Genomic DNA, 19,850 nt, shown 5'->3' on the forward strand with positions numbered 1-19,850 from the left:
AAGACTGAAGCCTTATGGCTACCACTTCGCTTGACCTGGCCAGGGTGCGCAACATCGGCATCATGGCCCACATCGACGCGGGCAAGACGACCACCACCGAGCGGATCCTGTTCTACACCGGTGTGTCCTACAAGATCGGTGAGGTCCACGACGGCGCTGCCACCATGGACTGGATGGAGCAGGAGCAGGAGCGTGGCATCACGATCACCTCGGCTGCCACCACCTGCCACTGGCCGCTGGAGAACGTCGACCACACCATCAACATCATCGACACCCCGGGGCACGTCGACTTCACCGTTGAGGTGGAGCGCTCCCTGCGTGTGCTCGACGGTGCCGTGACGGTGTTCGACGGCGTTGCCGGCGTCGAGCCCCAGTCCGAGACGGTGTGGCGTCAGGCGGACCGCTACGGCGTTCCGCGCATCTGCTTCGTCAACAAGCTCGACCGCACCGGTGCCGAGTTCCACCGCTGTGTCGACATGATCTCCGACCGCCTGGGCGCGCAGCCGCTGGTCATGCAGCTGCCGATCGGTGCCGAGGCGGACTTCAAGGGCGTCGTCGACCTGGTGAAGATGAAGGCCCTGGTGTGGTCCGCCGAGGCCACCAAGGGCGAGATGTACGACATCGTCGACATCCCGGCCACGCACACCGAGGCCGCCGAGGAGTGGCGCGGCAAGCTCCTTGAGGCCGTCGCGGAGAACGACGAGGAGATGATGGAGCTGTACCTGGAGGGCGAGGAGCCCTCCGAGGAGCAGCTGTACGCGGCGATCCGCCGTATCACCATCGCCTCCGGCAAGGGCCAGGGCACCACGGTGACCCCCGTGTTCTGCGGCACCGCCTTCAAGAACAAGGGTGTCCAGCCGCTGCTCGACGCGGTCGTGCGCTACCTGCCGTCCCCGGTCGACATCGAGGCCATCGAGGGCCACGACGTCAAGGACCCGGAGACGGTCATCAAGCGCAAGCCGTCCGACGAGGAGCCCCTCGCCGCGCTGGCGTTCAAGATCATGAGCGACCCGCACCTCGGCAAGCTCACCTTCGTCCGCGTGTACTCCGGCCGCCTGGAGTCCGGCACCGCCGTGCTGAACTCCGTCAAGGGCAAGAAGGAGCGCATCGGCAAGATCTACCGCATGCACGCCAACAAGCGTGAGGAGATCGAGTCGGTGGGCGCCGGCGACATCGTCGCGGTCATGGGTCTGAAGCAGACCACGACCGGTGAGACGCTGTGCGACGACAAGGACCCGGTCATCCTGGAGTCCATGGACTTCCCGGCGCCGGTGATCGAGGTCGCCATCGAGCCGAAGTCGAAGGGCGACCAGGAGAAGCTGGGCGTCGCGATCCAGCGCCTGGCCGAGGAGGACCCGTCCTTCAAGGTCTACTCGGACGAGGAGACCGGCCAGACCATCATCGGTGGCATGGGCGAGCTTCACCTCGAAGTGCTCGTGGACCGCATGAAGCGCGAGTTCAAGGTCGAGGCCAACGTCGGCAAGCCGCAGGTCGCGTACCGCGAGACGATCCGCAAGTCGGTCGAGAAGGTCGAGTACACCCACAAGAAGCAGACCGGTGGTACCGGTCAGTTCGGTAGGGTCATCATCTCGGTCGAGCCGATCGAGGGCGGCGACGCGTCCTACGAGTTCGTCAACCAGGTCACCGGTGGTCGTATCCCGAAGGAGTACATCCCCTCGGTCGACGCCGGCTGCCAGGAGGCCATGCAGTTCGGCATCCTCGCCGGTTACGAGATGACCGGTGTGCGTGTGACGCTGCTCGACGGTGCCTACCACGAGGTCGACTCCTCCGAGCTCGCGTTCAAGATCGCCGGTTCGCAGGCCTTCAAGGAGGCCGCGCGCAAGGCTTCGCCCGTGCTCCTCGAACCGATGATGGCCGTCGAGGTCACCACGCCCGAGGACTACATGGGTGAGGTCATCGGCGACATCAACTCCCGCCGTGGCCAGATCCAGGCCATGGAGGAGCGGGCCGGTGCCCGCGTCGTGAAGGGCCTCGTGCCCCTGTCGGAGATGTTCGGCTACGTCGGAGACCTCCGCAGCAAGACGTCGGGTCGCGCAAGCTACTCGATGCAGTTCGACTCCTACGCCGAGGTTCCGCGGAACGTCGCCGAGGAGATCATCGCGAAGGCCAAGGGCGAGTAACGCACCGCGTTCACACGCCGTAGGCTTGACTCCGGAGCCTCACGGGGCATTCCCCCGCATTCCCGGGTGAATGCCCCGGGTTCCGGGTTTTGACAGCAAAGATCACCTGGCGCCGATGAAGTAAGGCGTACAGAACCACTCCACAGGAGGACCCCAGTGGCGAAGGCGAAGTTCGAGCGGACTAAGCCGCACGTCAACATCGGCACCATCGGTCACATCGACCACGGTAAGACCACCCTCACGGCGGCCATTACCAAGGTGCTGCACGACGCGTACCCGGACCTGAACGAGGCCACCCCGTTCGACAACATCGACAAGGCGCCGGAAGAGCGTCAGCGCGGTATCACCATCTCCATCGCGCACGTCGAGTACCAGACCGAGGCGCGTCACTACGCCCACGTCGACTGCCCGGGTCACGCGGACTACATCAAGAACATGATCACCGGTGCCGCCCAGATGGACGGCGCGATCCTGGTGGTCGCCGCCACCGACGGCCCGATGCCGCAGACCAAGGAGCACGTGCTCCTGGCCCGCCAGGTCGGCGTGCCGTACATCGTGGTCGCCCTGAACAAGGCCGACATGGTGGACGACGAGGAGATCATGGAGCTCGTCGAGCTGGAGGTCCGTGAGCTCCTCTCCGAGTACGAGTTCCCGGGCGACGACCTGCCGGTCGTCCGCGTCTCCGCGCTCAAGGCCCTGGAGGGCGAGCAGGAGTGGGTCGACTCGGTCCTCAACCTGATGAAGGCTGTCGACGAGTCCATCCCGCAGCCGGAGCGTGACGTCGACAAGCCGTTCCTGATGCCGATCGAGGACGTCTTCACGATCACCGGTCGCGGTACGGTCGTCACCGGCCGTATCGAGCGTGGTGTCCTCAAGGTCAACGAGAACGTCGACATCATCGGCATCAAGCCGGAGAAGACCTCCACCACGGTCACCGGCATCGAGATGTTCCGCAAGCTGCTCGACGAGGGCCAGGCCGGTGAGAACGTCGGTCTGCTGCTCCGCGGCATCAAGCGCGAGGACGTCGAGCGCGGCCAGTGCATCATCAAGCCGGGCTCGGTCACCCCGCACACCGAGTTCGAGGCGCAGGCCTACATCCTCTCCAAGGACGAGGGTGGCCGCCACACGCCGTTCTTCAACAACTACCGTCCGCAGTTCTACTTCCGTACGACTGACGTGACCGGTGTCGTGCACCTCCCCGAGGGCACCGAGATGGTCATGCCGGGCGACAACACCGAGATGCGCGTCGAGCTGATCCAGCCCGTCGCCATGGAGGAGGGCCTGAAGTTCGCCATCCGTGAGGGTGGCCGGACCGTGGGCGCCGGCCAGGTCACCAAGATCCTCAAGTAAGTGACCTGGTAGCTCCAGCCGTGAGCTCCTGAAGGGGCCCGTACGACTTCGGTCGTACGGGCCCCTTCGCCATACCCGGCGGCATTCGAAAACACTGGTGGTTGTGTCGATCCCAAGTGAAAACTGGTCGAACGTTGTGCGGCGGATTGGCGAGAGTTGCGTCAACATTCCTGTGCGTGCGGGGGGATTGTTCTTGTCTGTCCTCGTGGGGCGGAACGTGTCGACGTAGCGTGAACCGTCGATCAGTGGCCGTCGGGCCCCGAGTCTCTCCCGAGGATGGCTAGGTCTCCTGATGCAGGGTGTGCGCAGCGGATTGTCGATACCCATGCCGGTCGCGGTGGCCGAACGCCCACCGCAGCCGCTGGGTGCACCGAAGGCCGCCACCTCTGCCCGCGCCTCCCGGCAGCGTCCGCGGCTGTACGTCGTCGACGGCATCCGCCTCGTCGCCGCCCTGATGGTCGTCCTGCACCACTTCGTCGGCACCCGCCGGGCCAATGAGCCGGGCAACATCATCTGGGACCGCCCGGTGTCGGAGATCATGCCGACGGTGTTCCGTGTCGCCTCCTTCGGCTGGATCGGCGTCGAGATCTTCTTCGTGATCAGCGGCTTCGTGATCTGTATGTCGTGCTGGGGGCGTACGCCGAAGGACTTCTTCGTCTCGCGGGTGATCCGCCTCTACCCCGCGTACTGGTTCGCCGTCTTCTTCACCACGGCCGTGCTGGTGCTGCTGCCGGGTGTGCAGGAGCGGCTGCGGCTGCGGGAGATCCTGTTCAACCTGACGATGCTGCAGGCCGGCTCCGACGTCCCGAACGTCGACCCCGTGTACTGGACGCTCTGGTCGGAGCTCCGCTTCTACCTGCTCTTCCTGGTCGTGGTCGCCATGGGGCTGACATACCGTCGGGTGATCGTCTTCTGCTGTATCTGGGGTGCGGCGGCGATGCTGGCGCCGATCTCCAAGTTCCCGCTGCTGACGCTGGTCGCCGATCCGAGTGCCGCCTGGTACTTCATCGCCGGTCTCGCCCTCTACCTCATGCACCGCTTCGGCCAGGACCTGCTGCTGTGGGGCATCCTCGCGATGTCCTGGCTGATGGGGCAGCTGGAGCTGGGGGAGCGGGTCGAGTACGAGCAGGTCAGCAGCTGGCGTGGCGCGGTCGTCATCTTCACCGCCTTCATGCTGCTGATGGTCGCCATCGCCCTCGGCCACACCGACCGCATCCGCTGGAAGTGGCTGGTGACGGCGGGCTGCCTGACGTATCCGCTCTACCTGATGCACTACCTCGCCGGCATCGTCTTCATCCACCACCTCCGCGGCACCATGGACCCCCGCCTCCTGGTCGCGCTGCTGGTCGCCGGGTTCCTGGCGCTGAGCTGGCTGGTGCACCGGTTTGTGGAACGGCCGGTGGCGCGGGCGCTGAAGGAGGGGCTGGAGTCGTCGTTCGTGCGGTTGCGGAGGTTTCAGCGGGCGGTCTGATGAGCTCAAAAGCGGCTACAGCGGCGGCAATGACGGCACCTGGCAGGCCCCCGCCCCTGACGCGTCGCTCAGTGCGGCAGCGCGATGCCGAAGGCGTCGCCGTTGCCCCCGGTTCCACCGCCCAGGCTGCTCTGCGAGACGGCCGTCGCCGACTCGAGCGTTGCGGGTTTGACCTTGAGAATGGTGACCGTTCCGGTGCCGTAGCCGGGCGCGCCCACCAGAGGTTCCACGCGGCCGTCGCCGTTGGTGTCGAGGGCGCCGACGGTCCAGCCGAAGTGGTTGCCGATGGCCACGGCGCCCGGCACTCCCTCAACGTCCTGATGGACCGTCACGAGTCCGGTTGTCGTGATGCCCTTGCCGCTGCTGCCGAACAGCACCGCCGAGGAGCCGGAGCCGGTCGCCGATCCGAGGGCCTCGCTGCGCATGCCGACGATCAGGTCGTCGATTCCGTCTCCGTCGAAGTCACCAGTGGCGAGTGACCCCGCGAAGTAGTCCTCCGGTTCGGGGGTGGCGTTGATGCCGGGAGTCATCTGGTCGAACACCTTGACGCGGTCGTAGGACAGGCCGTCCTCGTCCGCGTAGAGCACGGCGAGTCGGCCTGCCGCACCGTCGTCTCCGACAAGCTGGTCGGAGACGCCGACCGCGACGTCCAGGTAGGGGTCGCCGTTGAAGTCCCCTACGGCCAGGGACGTACCAGAGAACTCGCTCACGCCATCCACGTAGGTGGAGCCGATGTACTCGCCCCCGGAAGGGCTGTCACCGAACGGGCCGAAGAGGACGATGATCGAGCCTCGGTCCGAGCTGCCGGTTATCTGCTCGCCGACACTCGACACGACGAGGTCGTTGTCACCGTCGCCGTTGATGTCGCCGATCGCGACCTGCTCCCCGAAGCGGTCGCCCACCTCCGGGCCTCCGGGCACGTGGGGGCTGTCCTGGTCGAGCCACACCGCGGAGTCGGCGGTGAGGCCGGCGGCGGAGCCGAACAGCAGGCGGACGGAACCGGCCGCCGAACGTCCGCCGGCGGAGTCCAAAGGCTGTCCGACCGCGAGGTCGGCATAGCCGTCACCGTTGAGGTCGCCGGATGCCAGGGCGTATCCGAAGATGCGATCTATTCCGGCCTCACCGGGAATTCCCGGAACGTCCTCATGGAAGACGTCCGTCTCCGAGCCGGAGAGCCCGCCGGACGCACCGTAGTGCACGGTGATCGACCCGGCGCCCGTCATGGTGCCGAGCGCCTCCATCGGAGTACTGACGGCAAGGTCGGCGTAGCCGTCCTTGTCGAAGTCCGCGCTGGTGAAGGTCTGGCCGAAGTTGTCGTCGGCCTCCGCCGCGCCGGACAACCCCGCCGCGTTCTGGCTCAGCTGCACGGAGCTGGTCGCGGGGCCGGTGGTGGTGCCGTTGGCGACGGTGACCGAGCCGGCGCGCGGGTTCCCGTCGATGGTGTCGCCCGGAACGCCGACGGTGAGGTCCGGCTTGCCGTCGCCGTTGAAGTCGTACGGCTTGGCGGAGGTACCGGATCCGGCCACGAGGGCGACGGTGGTCACCAAGCCGGCACAGACCACCAGGGCCACGGCGGCGTGCCAGGCCCTCAGCCGACGCTTGGTTGCCTTCTCTGCGGCCATGACCGTCCTTCGCTCATCAGACCTGGTCAGCGTGATTGACGAGGCACATTAGCCAGATGATCGTCTCGAATTGATCACGGCCTGTGAGTTCCTCTGTGGTCCGCCTGGAAGGTGGCTGAAAATGATTGGCGCTGGTCAGTGGGGGTGGCGGGACCTGTGCAGGCGCCGTGACAAGCCTGTGTGGGGTGGTCATACTGCATGATCTCGTTACCAACCTGTTGTCATGGGCACGATCTCGTGCGTCTCTGATCATCTACGGTGTACGCCCATCCGGGTTATGCCGTGCCCAGGCGTTCGGCGTACCTGGCTTCTCTGCTTCCGGCCGGTCGCCCCGCGCGTATGTCCGTGCGGGCGATCGGCTTTGTGGTGTGAAGGAGTTCCGTGTCCAGCCGCCCCCGTCACCGCTCGTTCGCGGGTCTCCTACGACACCGCTCCGGGCATTCCGCGCGTGCCGTCGCGCTGACGTCCGGCAGTGTGCTGCTGGCCCTGTGCGCCACCCTGCTGCCGATGCCCGCGCTGACGCCGTTCGTCCAGGAGGCCCAGGCCGCTTCCTGGTCCGACAGCACTCCGCCCGAGCAGCAAGCCGGCACTGCGGCCGGCCGGGAGCACGAGGTCGACACCGCACTCACGGACGCCAATGGGGACAACAACGCCGACCCTGCCGACCTGCCTGGGGGCCAGGGCGCCCTGCCGCTGTACGACGCCGGTACCGGTTTCACGACTGTCGAACCCGAGTTGCAGACGACAGAAATCCAGTCGCAGACGACCGAAGGCGGGGGTCACGGCGGCTACGACCCCGAGCTGAGTACCGAGCTTCCCGGTGAACGCACAGCCACCACCAAGGAGTTCAGCAACCCCGACGGCACACGCACCACTCGCGTCTACAGCGAGCCGGTGCACTTCCAGGACGCCTCCGGCGCGTGGAAAAACGTCGACACCTCGCTGGTCCCGGCCGACTCCACCGGCGACAGATTGGCACCCGCGGCCGACGACACCGACCTCACGCTGGCCCTGCGCGGAGACGATCCTGTCCTGGCCGAGCTGAGTGTCGACGACGGCCGCCACGAGGTCGGCTTCGGTATCGCCGGGGCCGCGAGCGCCGCCGCCGAGGTCAACGGCGATGCCGCTCGCTACCAGGATGTACGCCCTGACTCCGACGTGGTCCTGCAGGCCGTGCATGGCGCGGTCAAGGAGACCATCGTCCTCAACTCGCCCGACGCGCCGCGCGAGTGGACCTTCCCGCTCGATCTCGGCGAGCTCACCCCGTCGCTCGACGCGCACGGGGCCGTCGTGCTGAAGGACGCGGCGGGCACGGTGCAGGCCGTCATCCCCAAGGGATGGATGGAGGACTCCTCCCATGACCCCACGACTGGCGGTCCGGCGCTCTCCGGCGGCGTCGACTACCGGCTCACGCACAGCAGTGACCGCTGGTCGCTGACAGTGGTGCTCGACGATGCCTGGCTGTCCGCACCGGAGCGCGTGTATCCGGTGAAGGTCGATCCCAGCGTCACCGACGTGGACACCAACGGCGACTCGTTCGTCCAGGACTCCTGGCCTGACAGCAACTTCTCCAGTGACGACGAGCTGAAGATCGGCAGCTACGACGCCGGCGTCAACCGAGCGATCAGCTACCTACGATTCGACAACGTCACCAGTCAGCTGAAGAACCGTTACGTCCTCAACGCCGACCTGGGCCTGTACAACGTCTGGTCCTCCAGCTGCACGGCGCAGGAGATGCTGGTCAAACAGGTCACCGGCTCGTGGAGTTCCAGCACCGTCACCTGGAACAACCGTCCGGCGAGCTCCACCGACGTGATCGCCGGCGACTCCTTCGCATACGGCGAGAACTGCGGTGGTTCCAAGTGGCGTGTGATTGACCTCGGCAAGAAGGGCACCGACCTCGTCGAGGGCTGGGTCAACGGTTCGGTCGCCAACCACGGCCTGTCCATCTGGGCCGACTTCGCTTCCTCCGGCCCCTGGAAGCGGTTCGGCAGCAACAACTCGGTCAACAAGCCGTACCTGGCCGTCACCCACAGCGCATACGGCGCGCAGTACACCGTCGGCGAGCAGACCGAGCCGCTGACCGGAGGACAGGGCGGCGAGGTCACCCTCACCGTGAAGAACCTCGGCGACTTCACCTGGGAGCCGCTCGGCTGGAATGACGTCCGCCTGGGCGCCCGGGTGCGCAACCACAGCATCGGCGCGCTGATGAACCAGGTCGCCTTCACTCGACTCAACGAGCGCGTCACGCCCGGCGACGACACCGTCCTGAGCGCCCGCATACCCTCGCTGCCGCCGGGCCAATACAAGATCAACTTCGACATGCAGCTGCTGCGTGATCAGAGGTGGTTCTCCAGCCAGGACGTTCCCGTCGCCACGGTCACCGTCACCTCGCAGGACATCGGCCCTCGCATTACCAGCGTCTACCCGCACCCAGGCGGCCAGGTCGGCAGCCTGACCCCGGCCCTGTTCATGGCCACCGAGTCCATCGACCGCTACCCGGCCGGCGCGGCGATCGACTCCTACTTCCAGGTCTGCGAGGGCACCTCCGCCGCGCCCGTGAACTGCGTCAGCTCCGGCTGGCAGAGCAAGCGCATCTGGAACGTCCCCGCCGGCAAGCTCGCCTGGGGCAAGCAGTACATCTGGCGAGTGATGGCCCGTGAGAACGGCCTGGCGACCCCGCTCAGCCCCTTCTACACCTTCACCACCGCTGTCGAGCAGCCCGCGATCACCTCGCACCTCGGCGGTCAGGGCCTGGACGGCACCGGCCGCGAGATCGACCCCGGCATCGGCAACTACACCACCACCGACACCGACGCGAGCGTCGCCACGGTCGGCCCCGGCCTGACCGTCACCCGCACCTACAACAGCCGCGACCCGCGTTCCGACAACGCCTTCGGTTCCGGCTGGTCCACCCGATACGACATGCGGATCACGCCGGACGGCGACGGCACCGGCAACGTCGTGGCCACCCTGGCGACGGGCCGTCAGGTCCGCTTCGGCAAGAACCCCGACGGCAGCTACGCACCCCCGTACGGCAGCTTCTCCACCCTCACCGCCGTCACCGGCGGCGGCTGGAAGCTGACCGACAAGGAACAGACGACCTACGTCTTCGACGCAAGCGGTCGCCTCACCCAGGTCACCGACTACCGGGGCCGCGCCCAGACGCTCACGTACGACGCGACGACGGGCAAGCTGACCACGGCCACCGCCACGGGCGGTCGCACCCTGCACTTCACCTGGTCCGGCGGCCACGTCACCTCCGTCACCACCGACGCCCCCAAGACCGGCACCGACCCTCTCACCTGGACCTACACCTACTCCGGAGACCGGCTCACCCAGGTCTGCGGCCCCGAGGACGCCCCCGGCGCGTGCACCGCATACGGCTACGGCGACGGCTCCCACTACCGCACCGTCGTCCGGGACGCCGGGCCGTTCTCCTACTGGCGGCTGGACGAGGCGGCCGGTGCCGACGATGCGGTGAGTGACCTGCCTCTGGACCGGAAGGACCACTACGGCGGCTACCACGGTGTCCAGCTCGGCACCGTCGGCGCCCTGCCCGGCAGCACGGACACCGCGGCGACTTTCAACGGCAGTTCGGCGTACATGGACCTGCCCGACCAGCTGCTGACCGACAGCCCGTTCCTCACTGTCGAGATGTGGTTCAGGACAACCGAGCCAGGCGTCCTCGCCACGCTGCAGAACACCACCGTGGGTACCCAGCCCACGCAGTTCAGCCCGTTCCTGAACGTCGACGCGAACGGAAAACTGCGCGGGCAGTTCTACACGTCCGAGTACTACGGGACCAAGCCGATCGTCTCAAGCCAGGCCGTCACCGACGGCGCCTGGCACCACGTCGCCCTGACCGGTGCCGGCAACACCCAGACCCTCTACCTGGACGGCACCGCCGTCGGCAGCCTCACCGGCACGATCGTGATGCGCGACGGCCAGTCCGCCTTCGTCGGCGGCGGCTGGAGCAGCCCAGGCTGGATGGGCGTCACCGCAGGCACCCACTACTTCGCCGGCGACATCGACGAGGTCGCCGTCTACACCCGCCCGCTCGGCGCTCGAACCATTGCCGAGCACCACGCCGCCGGCACGATCGCCCAGCAGCTGACCAAGGTGACGCTGCCCAGCGGCCGGGTGCACGCCGAGGTCGCCTACGACACCGTGCACGACCGTGTTTCGTCGTACACCGACGCCAACGGCGGCACCTACCAGCTCTCCGACCTCGCCGTGACCGGCACCGCCGACCAGCCCGCCGGTGACAACGAACCGGCCGTCGCCGGCACAACCACCCTCACGGTCACGGTCACCGACCCCGACCAGCGCAAGTCGAGCTACACCTACGACCCGCTGCAGGGCAACCGGCTCATCAGCCAGACCGACGCGGCGGGCCACACCGGCACCTTCGACTACGACACCGGCGGCTACCTGGCGGCCACAACCGGCCCCGACGGCACGGTCACCCGCTTCGGCAACGACGCACGCGGCAACAAGATCTCCCAGACCACGTGCCGCGACACGGCGAACAGCGCCACCTGCCACACCGCGCACTACAGCTACTACCTGAACGCCGCCGACCCGCTCGACCCGCGCAACGACCAGCTCACCGCCGTACGCGACGCCCGCTCGGCGAGCGCGACCGACGACACGTACAAGACGTCGTACGGCTACAACACCTACGGCGACCGGACTTCCACCACCTCCCCGGCCACCGCGGACTTCCCGTCCGGCCGCACCGAGTCCTTCACCTTCACCGACGGCACGGAAGCCGCGGTCGGCGGCGGCACCACCCCGGCGGGCCTGCTCGCCACCAGCACAGACACACGCGGCGCCGTGACCGCACGGCAGTACACCGCGGTCGGCGACCTCGCGAAGGTCACCGACCCGGCGGGTGTCGTCACCGAGTACACCTACGACGCGCTCGGCCGCGAGACCGGCAGCAAGGTCGTCTCCGACGCACACGCCGACGGCGTCACGACCACCACCACCTACGACGGCGAGTCCCGCCCGCTGACGGTCACCGGCCCGGTCACCACCAACGAGGTCACCGGCACCGACCACCAGGCGCGCACCACGTACACGTACGACGTCGACGGCAAGGTCCTGACCGAGTCCGTCGCCGACCTCCTCGGAAGCGACACCACCCGCACCACCCGGCGCACCTACGACACGCACGGCCGCCTGGCCACGCTCACCGACCCCGAGGGCGGGCAGGAGACGTACACCCACGACGTCCACGGCCGCCAGACCAGCCGCACCCTGCCCGGCCGGGGCACCTTCCGCTACGCCTACACGGCGCTCGGCCACCTCGCGACGGTGACGCTCACCGGCTACACCGGCGACCCGAACAACCCGTCCACCGCCGAGGACGTGGTGCTGGACTCCTACGCGTACGACCCGGCCGGCCGCCTGGCCGAGCACACCGACGCGATGGGCCGCACCACCCGAAACACCTACTACGACGACGGCCTGAAGGCCCAGGAGATCCTCGCCGGCTTCCGTGACCCGGACGGCTCCACCCGCGACCTGGTACTGAGCGACCGCACCTACGACGCCACGGGGCATCTCGTCCGCAAGACCACCGGCAACGGCAAGGTCACCACCGCCTACGAGGTGGACGCCGCCGGCCGCACCACCGCCGAGGTCCTGGACCCGACGGGCCTGGCCCGCCGTACCGCCTACACCTACGACGCGGGCGGCGCCGTCATCGCCGTGACCGCCACGGGCGCGGGCGGCACCCGTACCGAGAAGGTCAGCTACCAGCGCAACGCCACCGGTGACATCACCCGCGAGACGGTGGAGAACGGCACCGACGACCTCGTCACCACCTACGAGGTCGACGACCGCGGCCTGGTCGTCGCCGTGACATCCCCGCGCGGCAACGCCACCGGCGCCGACCCGGCCGCCCACACCACCGACCACCGCTACGACGCGCTCGGCCGCCTGGTCGAGACCCACCAGGCCCCGGTGACGGCCCAGACCCGGCAGTCCCCGGCGGCCACCGTCCGCCCGACCGTCACCGTCGGCTACAACACCTTCGGCGAGGCGACCGACGTCCGCGACCCCAACGGCCACGTCACGCGCACCGTGTACGACCGCCTGGGCCGGGCGACGAGCACGACGCTGCCCGACTACACCTCGCCCGGCGCCACGGCCCCGCTGACGTCGAAGGCCACCCGGACCTACGACGCGGCCGGCAACCTGGCGAGCGAGACCGACGCTCTCGGCCGGACCACGACCTACGGCTACGACCAGCTCGGCAACCTGGCCAGGGTGACGCTGCCGGCGCCCGAGGACGGCGCCGCCGCCCCGGTGTCGACGTTCACCCACGACCTGCTGGGCGAGCGCCTGTCGGCCACCGGTCCGACCGGCGCCCGCACCGAGGCGACGTACGACGACCTGGGCCGCCAGATCACCTCGACGGTCCTCGAACGCCGCCCGGCGCAGGGCGCGTTCACCACCACGTACGCCTACGACGACGCGGGCAACCTGCTGTCGACGACTAGCCCGACCGGTCTGACGGCCTCCGGCACCTTCAACGCCGCGGGCGACCCGCTCACCAGGACGGACTCGGCGGGCGGCGTCACGACGTACACCTACGGGCCCACCGGCCTGCCCGCGTCGGTGACGACCCCGCAGGGCCGCACCACCCGCACCGTCCACGACCTGGCGGGCCGGGTCACCGAGGTTCGGGACGAGGACCGCGCGGGCACGGTGCTACGCACCACGTCCTCAGCCCACGACGCGGACGGCAACCCGGTCGCGGTCACCGACGCGCTGGGCCACACGGTCCGGCAGACGTTCGACGCGCTGGGCCGCCTGACCGAGCTGGCCGAGCCGGTCGACGCGGACGCGTCAATCACTACCACGTACGGCTACGACGCGGCGGGCCACCGCACCCGCCTGACGGACGGCAGGGGCAACACCACCTGGTACGACTTCACCGGCCGCGGCAGCCTGGAGTCGGTGGTGGAGCCCTCCACCCAGGCCCACCCGGACGCGGCGGACCGCACCTGGACGACGGTGTACGACGCGGCCGGGCACCCGGTGAGGGAACTCCAGCCGGGCGGCGTGACCGTCGAGCGCACCTTCGACGCGCTGGGCCGCATCACGCGGGCCGCAGGCTCGGGCGCCGAGGCGGCCACGGTCCCCGACACCTTCGGCTACGACGCGGTGGGCCGCCTCACCTCGGCGAGCGCGCCGGGCGGCACCAACACCTACACCTACGACGACCGCGGCAACCTGCTGTCGTCCGACGGGCCGTCCGGCACGGCCTCCTTCTCCTACGACGAGGAGGGCCGCCTCACCGCACGCACGGACGCGGCGGGCCGGGCCACCTTCGGCTACGACGGCGCCGGCCGGCTGCGGACGGCGGCCGACCCGCTGACGCAGGCGACCCTGACGTACGGCTACGACACGGCCTCCCGACTGACGTCGGTGGCCTACGGCGGCACCGGTGCGACCCGCACGCTGGGCTACGACGCCCTGGACCGGCCGACCTCGGACGCCCTGAAGGCACCGGGCGGCACGACGACGGCATCGGTCGCGTACGGCTACGACAAGGCCTCCAACCTGGTCGAGAAGACGACGACCGGCACGGCGGGCGCGGGCACCCAGACCTACGGCTACGACCGGGCGGGCCGCCTGACCAGCTGGACCGGCGCCGACGGCACGGTCACCGGCTACACCTGGGACGCGGCGGGCAACCGCACGGGCTCGGGCGGCGAGGCGGCGACGTACGACGCGCGCAACCGCCTGCTGACGTCCGGGGACGTGACGTACACGTACTCGGCGCGCGGCACCCGCACGGGCAGCGGCGACGCGAGCGGCAGCCACGCCTACGCCTTCGACGCGCTGGGCCGGATGGTGTCGGCGGACGGGACGGCGTACGGGTACGACGCGCTGGGGCGCCTGGTACGGCAGGGCGACGACACGCTGACGTACGCGGACGAGTCCAACAACCCGGTCGCCACGGCCGCCGGCCTGATCGTCCGCGACCCCTCCGGCGAGGCCCTGTCCTCGGCGAACCCGGACGGCACCAACCCGACGGCGCTGCTGTCGGACCTGCACGGCGACGTCATCGGCGCCTTCACCGCGGCCACCGGCACGGTCTCCGGCTCGACGGGCTACTCGCCCTTCGGCAAGCCGACGGCGACCTCGGGCAGCACCGGCCCGCTGGGCTACCAGGGCGAGTACACCGACCCGGCCACCGGCCAGGTCAACATGCACGCCCGCTGGTACGACCCGACGACGGGCGGCTTCTCCTCCCGGGACTCCTGGAACCTGGAGCCGGTCCCGTCGATCCGGGCGAACCGGTACGGATACGCGGGCGGCAGCCCGCTGGTGAACACGGACCCGACCGGCCACTGCTTCTGGGACGCCTGCGTCCTGGAGGTGACGGGAGCCGTCATCGTGGCCGTCGCGGTGGGCGCCGCGGCCCAGGCCGCCATCGACAACAGCTCCTCCTGGAACTGGGACTGGGACTGGAGCTGGGGAGGCAGTTCGTCCTCCTCCTCTTCCTCCGGTGGGTACAGCTCCGGCTGGGGCAACTCGCTGTCGCAGTCGGGCAAGTCGGCGGCCGCCGCGCTCGCCGCCTACGCCGCGGCTCTGTCGGCGTCGGCCGCGGACACCAACGTGTCGAGCGGTTGCCGCGGCGGCTGCCGGGGCCGGGGCGGCGACGGCAGCCCGAACAAGGGCAGCGGCCCGGGCGGCGGCAACAACCCGTGGTACCCGCGCGTGGACCCGCCCCGCGGCGGCCCGAACGGGCCGTGGAAGCCCCCGCCCCCGCCGCCGTGGCCGCTGCTCATCAAGCAGGCCCTCAGCGACACCGCGCCGCGCGCGGCCTCGGAGGCCGAGACCGACACCGAGCACCAGCGGTTCGTGGACGACGCCTTCACCAAGGCGCAGAAGGACCTGAAGTTCGACCTGGCGGAACTGCGCGGCTACTTCAAGGCGTTCCCGAACCAGGTGCCCGGGGAGAACGCGACCGCGCTGCCCTCTCCCGCCCCGAGCCCCTCGGGCACGGGAGGCGGGGGCGACGACACCGATGACAACCCGTGCGACCGTCCGCGCTCGCAGCGGTTCCGATACGGTCCGACCGTCGGCGGCGCGCCGACCGGTGCCTCGGCGCTGATCTGCCCCCAGGACCTGAAGAAGAACAACCGCACGCCACGCCCGAGGGACTTCCCGGATCCGCCGCACTGGAAGTCCGAGCGCGACGGAAAGGCCTGGAAGTACCACCGCACCCACATCATCGGTGACCGATTCGGTGGTGAGTGGGTGGCCGGTAACGTATTCACCGGATATCGACAGATGAACGACCCGGGTATGAAGCGGTGTGAGAACCGGATGGCAGCGGCCCTGGAGAAGAAGCAACCCGTTCTGTACTCTGGCGTGCTGGAATACGGAAATGGGCCCGGCAAGATGCCGACCGGCATCACGATGACCGCCAGGACGCCGACGGGCCCGCTCTTCACGTCCGTTTATGTGGCGAACAAGTCAGGAACGCAGGTGACCTGTTGACACTGCGAGACCTTGAAGCGGCCCTGCCCGCGCTTCGTGAGTTCCGGTTGCCGGTGCCGCGAGGGATCGACTGGTCGCGGATCGAGCGAGAACTGGGATTGCGCCCGCCGGCGGATTTCATGGAACTCTCCGAGCACTACTCCCTGCTCGTGCTCGATGAATTCCTCTCGGTGCACATCCCCGACCCGGGGACGGAAGAGGAATTCATCTCGGTCGCCGGAGAATTCCTGTCCGACCTCGACAGCCTCCGTGCGGCCGGCATGTCGCACGGCTACGTCCCGCACCCCGCCGACGGCGGCCTCTTCCCCTGGGCGGACTCCGTCGAGGGCGACACCTGGTACTGGAAGACCGGTGGCCCGGACCCGGACACCTGGCCCGTCGTCGTCAGCGGTCACAATGACGACTGGTTCGAGGTCGACGCGGGCCTGACGGCGTATCTGGCGGGCCTGGTGCGCGGCACGATCCCCCCGGACGGCCTCCCGCCGGACTTCCCCGGCCGAACCCCCACCGTGGAGGCACAGCTGTGAGACCCTCCGATCACCGATGAGAGCGAGCCCGTGAGTACTGCCCCGCCCCCCGAGCACCCGGACGACGCGTCCGGCGGATCATCCTCCTCCTCTTCCTCCTCCATCCGACGAGCAGCTGGAGTCGTTCCTGCGCGAGGCCGCCGAAGGCGGCGGCGCGCCGGCGCCCAAGGAGCCGTCGGCGCGGGCGCGGATGGTGGCTCGGCGGTTGCGGGAGTAGGACGAGGCGGCGCGGCGTGCGCCGGGCGGGGGGCGCCGGCGGTGGTCGCGCCGCAAGCGGGAGACGCCGCCGGGCACGCCGCCCGGTTGGCGCACCGGCCCGGCGTGGCAGGAGATGAACGGCACCCGCAGCCGCCGCCGCAAGGCCGGCGCGGTCCTCGGCGTGACCCTGGCCGTGGCGCTCGCCGTGGTCGCCGTACGCCCCTCGCTGGTGCTGGACCGGATACCCGGGCGGGAAGCCGAAGCAGCCGCATCCCGACGCCGCTGCCCGCCGAGACGGCGCTGCCCACCAGCGCCCCCGGCCAGGTCGACGCCGCACTGCCCACCCGCGAGCATCCGTTCCGCGGCTCGCCCGCCGAGCGTTGGGCCGACGGCGCCGATGCCATCGAGTTGCCGGAGGCGAAGGCCGTCGCCGGGCTGACCGAGGCGGACGTGGAGCTGGCGCTGCGGAACACCAAGGAGTTCCTGGTGGCCAGCAACCTGGACCCGGCCGTGCTGCGCGGCGAGCAGCCCGAACGGGCACTGGACCTGCTGGAGCCCAAGCAGTCGGCCCTGCTGTCCGAGCTGCGCCGGGCGCTGCGCGAGCCGACCCGGAAGAACGATCCCCTCAGGCTCTTCACCCGCTTCGACCCGGACGAGGTGCGCCTGGCCGGTGACGTGATCAAGGTGCGCGGCCACATGACCTTCGCCGCCTCGCGGCCGGGCGAGCTGAAGGTGCACGCGGACTACACGTTCGTCTACCCGCTGGTCCGCGCGCACGGGGACGGGGACCAGGTGGCCCGCACGATCGTCCGCCGCGACCTGACGCTGACGATGGCCGACCCGGGCCGGTGGGCGGCCACCAAGGGCAAACTCCTGCCCGAGAGCTACACGGCCGACTACGCCAACTCCGACTGCGACGCCCACGACGGCTACCTGCACCCGGCCTTCCCGGACGAACTCCAGGGGCCCGCGCCGACCGGCCCCGCCGAGGACCCCTACGACCGGAGCCGTCCGTTGACCGACGGTGAACGTGACGTGGAGGTCTGCGGGGTGGCCATGCGCACCTGACCGGGCTGGCCTGGCCGGGGCAGCACGCACGGCGACGGCCCGCGCGTGACGAGCACGCCGTGTGCCTGACGAGTCCGGGGCGTGGCAGGAATTCAATGTGAGGCGTCGGTCCTGCCACTGTCGCGGGCAGCGGCGCGCGGCGAGGCTGAGTGCATGAACAGCACCTTCGACACGGCCGTCCAGGTCGTCATCGCTCTCGCCGTGCTCACTGTCGCGGTGGTCCCCGCGGTCGCCGGTGCCTTCCGGGACCGCCGTATCGACGTCCAGTTGAGGGACGCGGCGGAAGGCCGGGACCGGCGCACCGGCGTCCTCGTCGTCTTCGACCTCGCCTACGGGCCGCACGAGGAGCGGGTGTTCCGCGCCCACGCGAGTCGTGAGCACGCCTGAACCCCGGGGACGGCATGGCCGGGCCCGGGTGCCGGTCGGCGCACACCCGGGCCCGGCCCCACACCCCCGTCGGGTGGTCAGTGGGTCACAAGCGCTGCCACAGCGCCGGGACGTTCGGCGGCTCCCAGCCGACCTGGGCCTGGTGGCCCTGGAGGCAGCGGTAGGTGGCGCCGCCGTAGGTGACGGTGTCGCCCGCCTGGTAGACGGTGCCGGGCGCCCAGGTGCCGCCCGGGTCACCGGGGTCGCCCGGGTCGCCGGGGTCCGTGGTCGTCCTCAGGGCGAGGCCGTAGTTCTGGAGCAGCGGGTTGATCGGCTGGTAGAACGTCGTACCGCCGCTGCGGCAGTTGCCCGAGCCGCCCGACGTCACGCCCTGCGCCTGGCTGCCGGAGATGTACGAGCCGCCGGAGTCGCCGGGCTCGGCGCACACCGTGGTGCGGGTGACGCCGGTGATGGTGCCCTCGGGGTAGGTGACGCTGGTGTTGTGCTGCTGGATGGTGCCGCAGTGCCAGCCGGTGGTCGAGCCGGAGCGGCACACGGACGCGCCGACGGGCGCCTGGGCGGACCCGGTGACCTGGACGTTCTTGCCGCCGGCGCCCCGGACGTACGGCGTCGCCGTCCACTGGGAGTTGGTCGCCACCCACGCCATGTCGCGGCCCGGGAAGATCGAGCCCTGGAAGGTGCCCTGCGCGACGCGGTTGTAGCCGCTGGTGCTCGCCCCGGTCCGGCCGCAGTGCCCGGCCGTGGCGTAGCCCTCCTGGCCGCCCCGGGTGACCGGGAAGCCGATCGAGCAGCGCCCGCTGTTGTTGATGTAGTACGCCTCGCCGCCGCGCAGGTCGTACAGCGCGCGGGGCCTCTCGGCGGTCCTCTCCACCCGGGCGAGGGAGGCGTCGACACCGGCCGCGTCCAGCAGGGCGCGGGCGGCGGACGGGCGTACCGCCTGCACCACGACGCGGTTCGTGGTGACGTCGACGTACCAGACCGGCGCGTCGGTGGTGTCCTCGTGCGCCGCCGCCCGGTCCAGGCGGGCCTTGGCGGCGTCCAGGTCGGCGAGGGAGTGGCGGACGATCGTGGCCTTCGCGCCCTGCGCCTCGATCGCGCGTACGTCCGTGGCGTCCGTGGTCGCAACGGTGAGGGTGCCGGAGTCGGCGCCGCGCACCCAGGCGCCCGCGAAGTCGCCGCCGAGCGCGGCCCGCAGGCGGCCCGCGGTGGCCCCGGCCTCCGCCTCGTTGGCCAGGCGCCGCTCCGCCTGCCGCCGGTCCAGGCCGAGGTCGCGCTCCATGGCGCGGAGCAGGGCGGGGGGAGCGGTGTCGGTGCGGAGGGTCTCGGCGGCCGAGGGGACGGTGGGGGCCGTGGGGGAGGCGGGTACGTCGGTGGCGGCCGCCCGCGCGCTCGTGGCGCCGCTGAGCCCGGCCACGAGCAGGGCGGCCGTCGCCGCCACGGCGGCACCCGCGGCTCTGGCTCGGGTGTGTCGCTGGGGCATGGGGATCTCCTCGGTCTCGGTCTCGCTCGGTGGGGAGTGCCGAAACCGTAGGGAGGGACAACAGGCGTACATAAGACG

General features: G+C 69.9%; 9 protein-coding genes. 7 read left to right on the top strand and 2 right to left on the bottom strand.

Annotation, left to right across the window (positions count from 1 at the left end; genetic code table 11):
• The first annotated feature begins 14 nt into the window (after window positions 1-14).
• The 3 genes from fusA (at window position 15) to KWI83_RS15565 (ending at window position 4,962) form a co-directional block, all read left to right on the top strand.
• On the top strand, window positions 15-2,141 hold the full coding sequence (gene fusA / locus KWI83_RS15555; RefSeq protein ID WP_218514956.1) for an elongation factor G: 2,127 nt from the start codon (window positions 15-17) through the stop codon (window positions 2,139-2,141).
• 156 nt (window positions 2,142-2,297) lie between these two features.
• Window positions 2,298-3,491, top strand: a complete 1,194-nt coding sequence (tuf, locus tag KWI83_RS15560) for an elongation factor Tu (RefSeq protein WP_218514957.1) — start codon at window positions 2,298-2,300, stop codon at window positions 3,489-3,491.
• A 292-nt stretch (window positions 3,492-3,783) separates the two neighbouring features.
• A complete protein-coding gene (locus KWI83_RS15565; protein WP_374106304.1) occupies window positions 3,784-4,962 on the top strand; it encodes an acyltransferase family protein in 1,179 nt (392 codons plus the stop codon).
• A gap of 68 nt (window positions 4,963-5,030) precedes the next feature.
• Here KWI83_RS15565 and KWI83_RS15570 read toward each other — a convergent pair whose 3' ends face one another.
• Window positions 5,031-6,584, bottom strand: a complete 1,554-nt coding sequence (locus KWI83_RS15570) for an FG-GAP-like repeat-containing protein (protein ID WP_218514958.1) — start codon at window positions 6,582-6,584, stop codon at window positions 5,031-5,033.
• A 381-nt stretch (window positions 6,585-6,965) separates the two neighbouring features.
• Here KWI83_RS15570 and KWI83_RS15575 point away from each other — a divergent pair, with 381 nt between their 5' ends.
• The 4 genes from KWI83_RS15575 (at window position 6,966) to KWI83_RS15590 (ending at window position 18,292) form a co-directional block, all read left to right on the top strand.
• Window positions 6,966-16,112, top strand: a complete 9,147-nt coding sequence (locus KWI83_RS15575; protein ID WP_218514959.1) for a DNRLRE domain-containing protein — start codon at window positions 6,966-6,968, stop codon at window positions 16,110-16,112.
• Complete coding sequence (locus tag KWI83_RS15580) at window positions 16,109-16,639, top strand: SMI1/KNR4 family protein (RefSeq protein WP_218514960.1); 531 nt, start codon at window positions 16,109-16,111, stop codon at window positions 16,637-16,639. Before KWI83_RS15575 ends, KWI83_RS15580 begins: the two co-directional genes overlap by 4 nt.
• 321 nt (window positions 16,640-16,960) lie before the next feature.
• The gene (locus tag KWI83_RS15585) at window positions 16,961-17,905 is read left to right on the top strand and encodes a hypothetical protein (protein ID WP_256362308.1); all 945 of its coding nucleotides are present in this window, start codon (window positions 16,961-16,963) and stop codon (window positions 17,903-17,905) included.
• A 153-nt stretch (window positions 17,906-18,058) separates the two neighbouring features.
• A complete protein-coding gene (locus KWI83_RS15590; protein WP_218514961.1) occupies window positions 18,059-18,292 on the top strand; it encodes a hypothetical protein in 234 nt (77 codons plus the stop codon).
• A gap of 85 nt (window positions 18,293-18,377) precedes the next feature.
• On the opposite strand, the gene KWI83_RS15595 is transcribed toward KWI83_RS15590, so the two are convergent.
• Window positions 18,378-19,772, bottom strand: coding sequence for a carbohydrate-binding protein (locus tag KWI83_RS15595; RefSeq protein ID WP_218514962.1), 1,395 nt, complete (start codon window positions 19,770-19,772; stop codon window positions 18,378-18,380).
• Window positions 19,773-19,850 lie beyond the last annotated feature (78 nt).

This window comes from Streptomyces sp. TRM70350 (assembly GCF_019219825.1).
Classification (GTDB): domain Bacteria; phylum Actinomycetota; class Actinomycetes; order Streptomycetales; family Streptomycetaceae; genus Streptomyces.

Bases quoted from the DNA above. Each gene is read 5' to 3' on its own strand.
- fusA (WP_218514956.1), top strand. From the start codon at position 15: ATGGCTACCACTTCGCTTGACCTGGCCAGGGTGCGCAACATCGGCATC.
- KWI83_RS15565 (WP_374106304.1), top strand. From the start codon at position 3,784: ATGCAGGGTGTGCGCAGCGGATTGTCGATACCCATGCCGGTCGCGGTG.
- KWI83_RS15570 (WP_218514958.1), bottom strand. From the start codon at position 6,584: ATGGCCGCAGAGAAGGCAACCAAGCGTCGGCTGAGGGCCTGGCACGCC.
- KWI83_RS15590 (WP_218514961.1), top strand. From the start codon at position 18,059: ATGAACAGCACCTTCGACACGGCCGTCCAGGTCGTCATCGCTCTCGCC.
- KWI83_RS15595 (WP_218514962.1), bottom strand. From the start codon at position 19,772: ATGCCCCAGCGACACACCCGAGCCAGAGCCGCGGGTGCCGCCGTGGCG.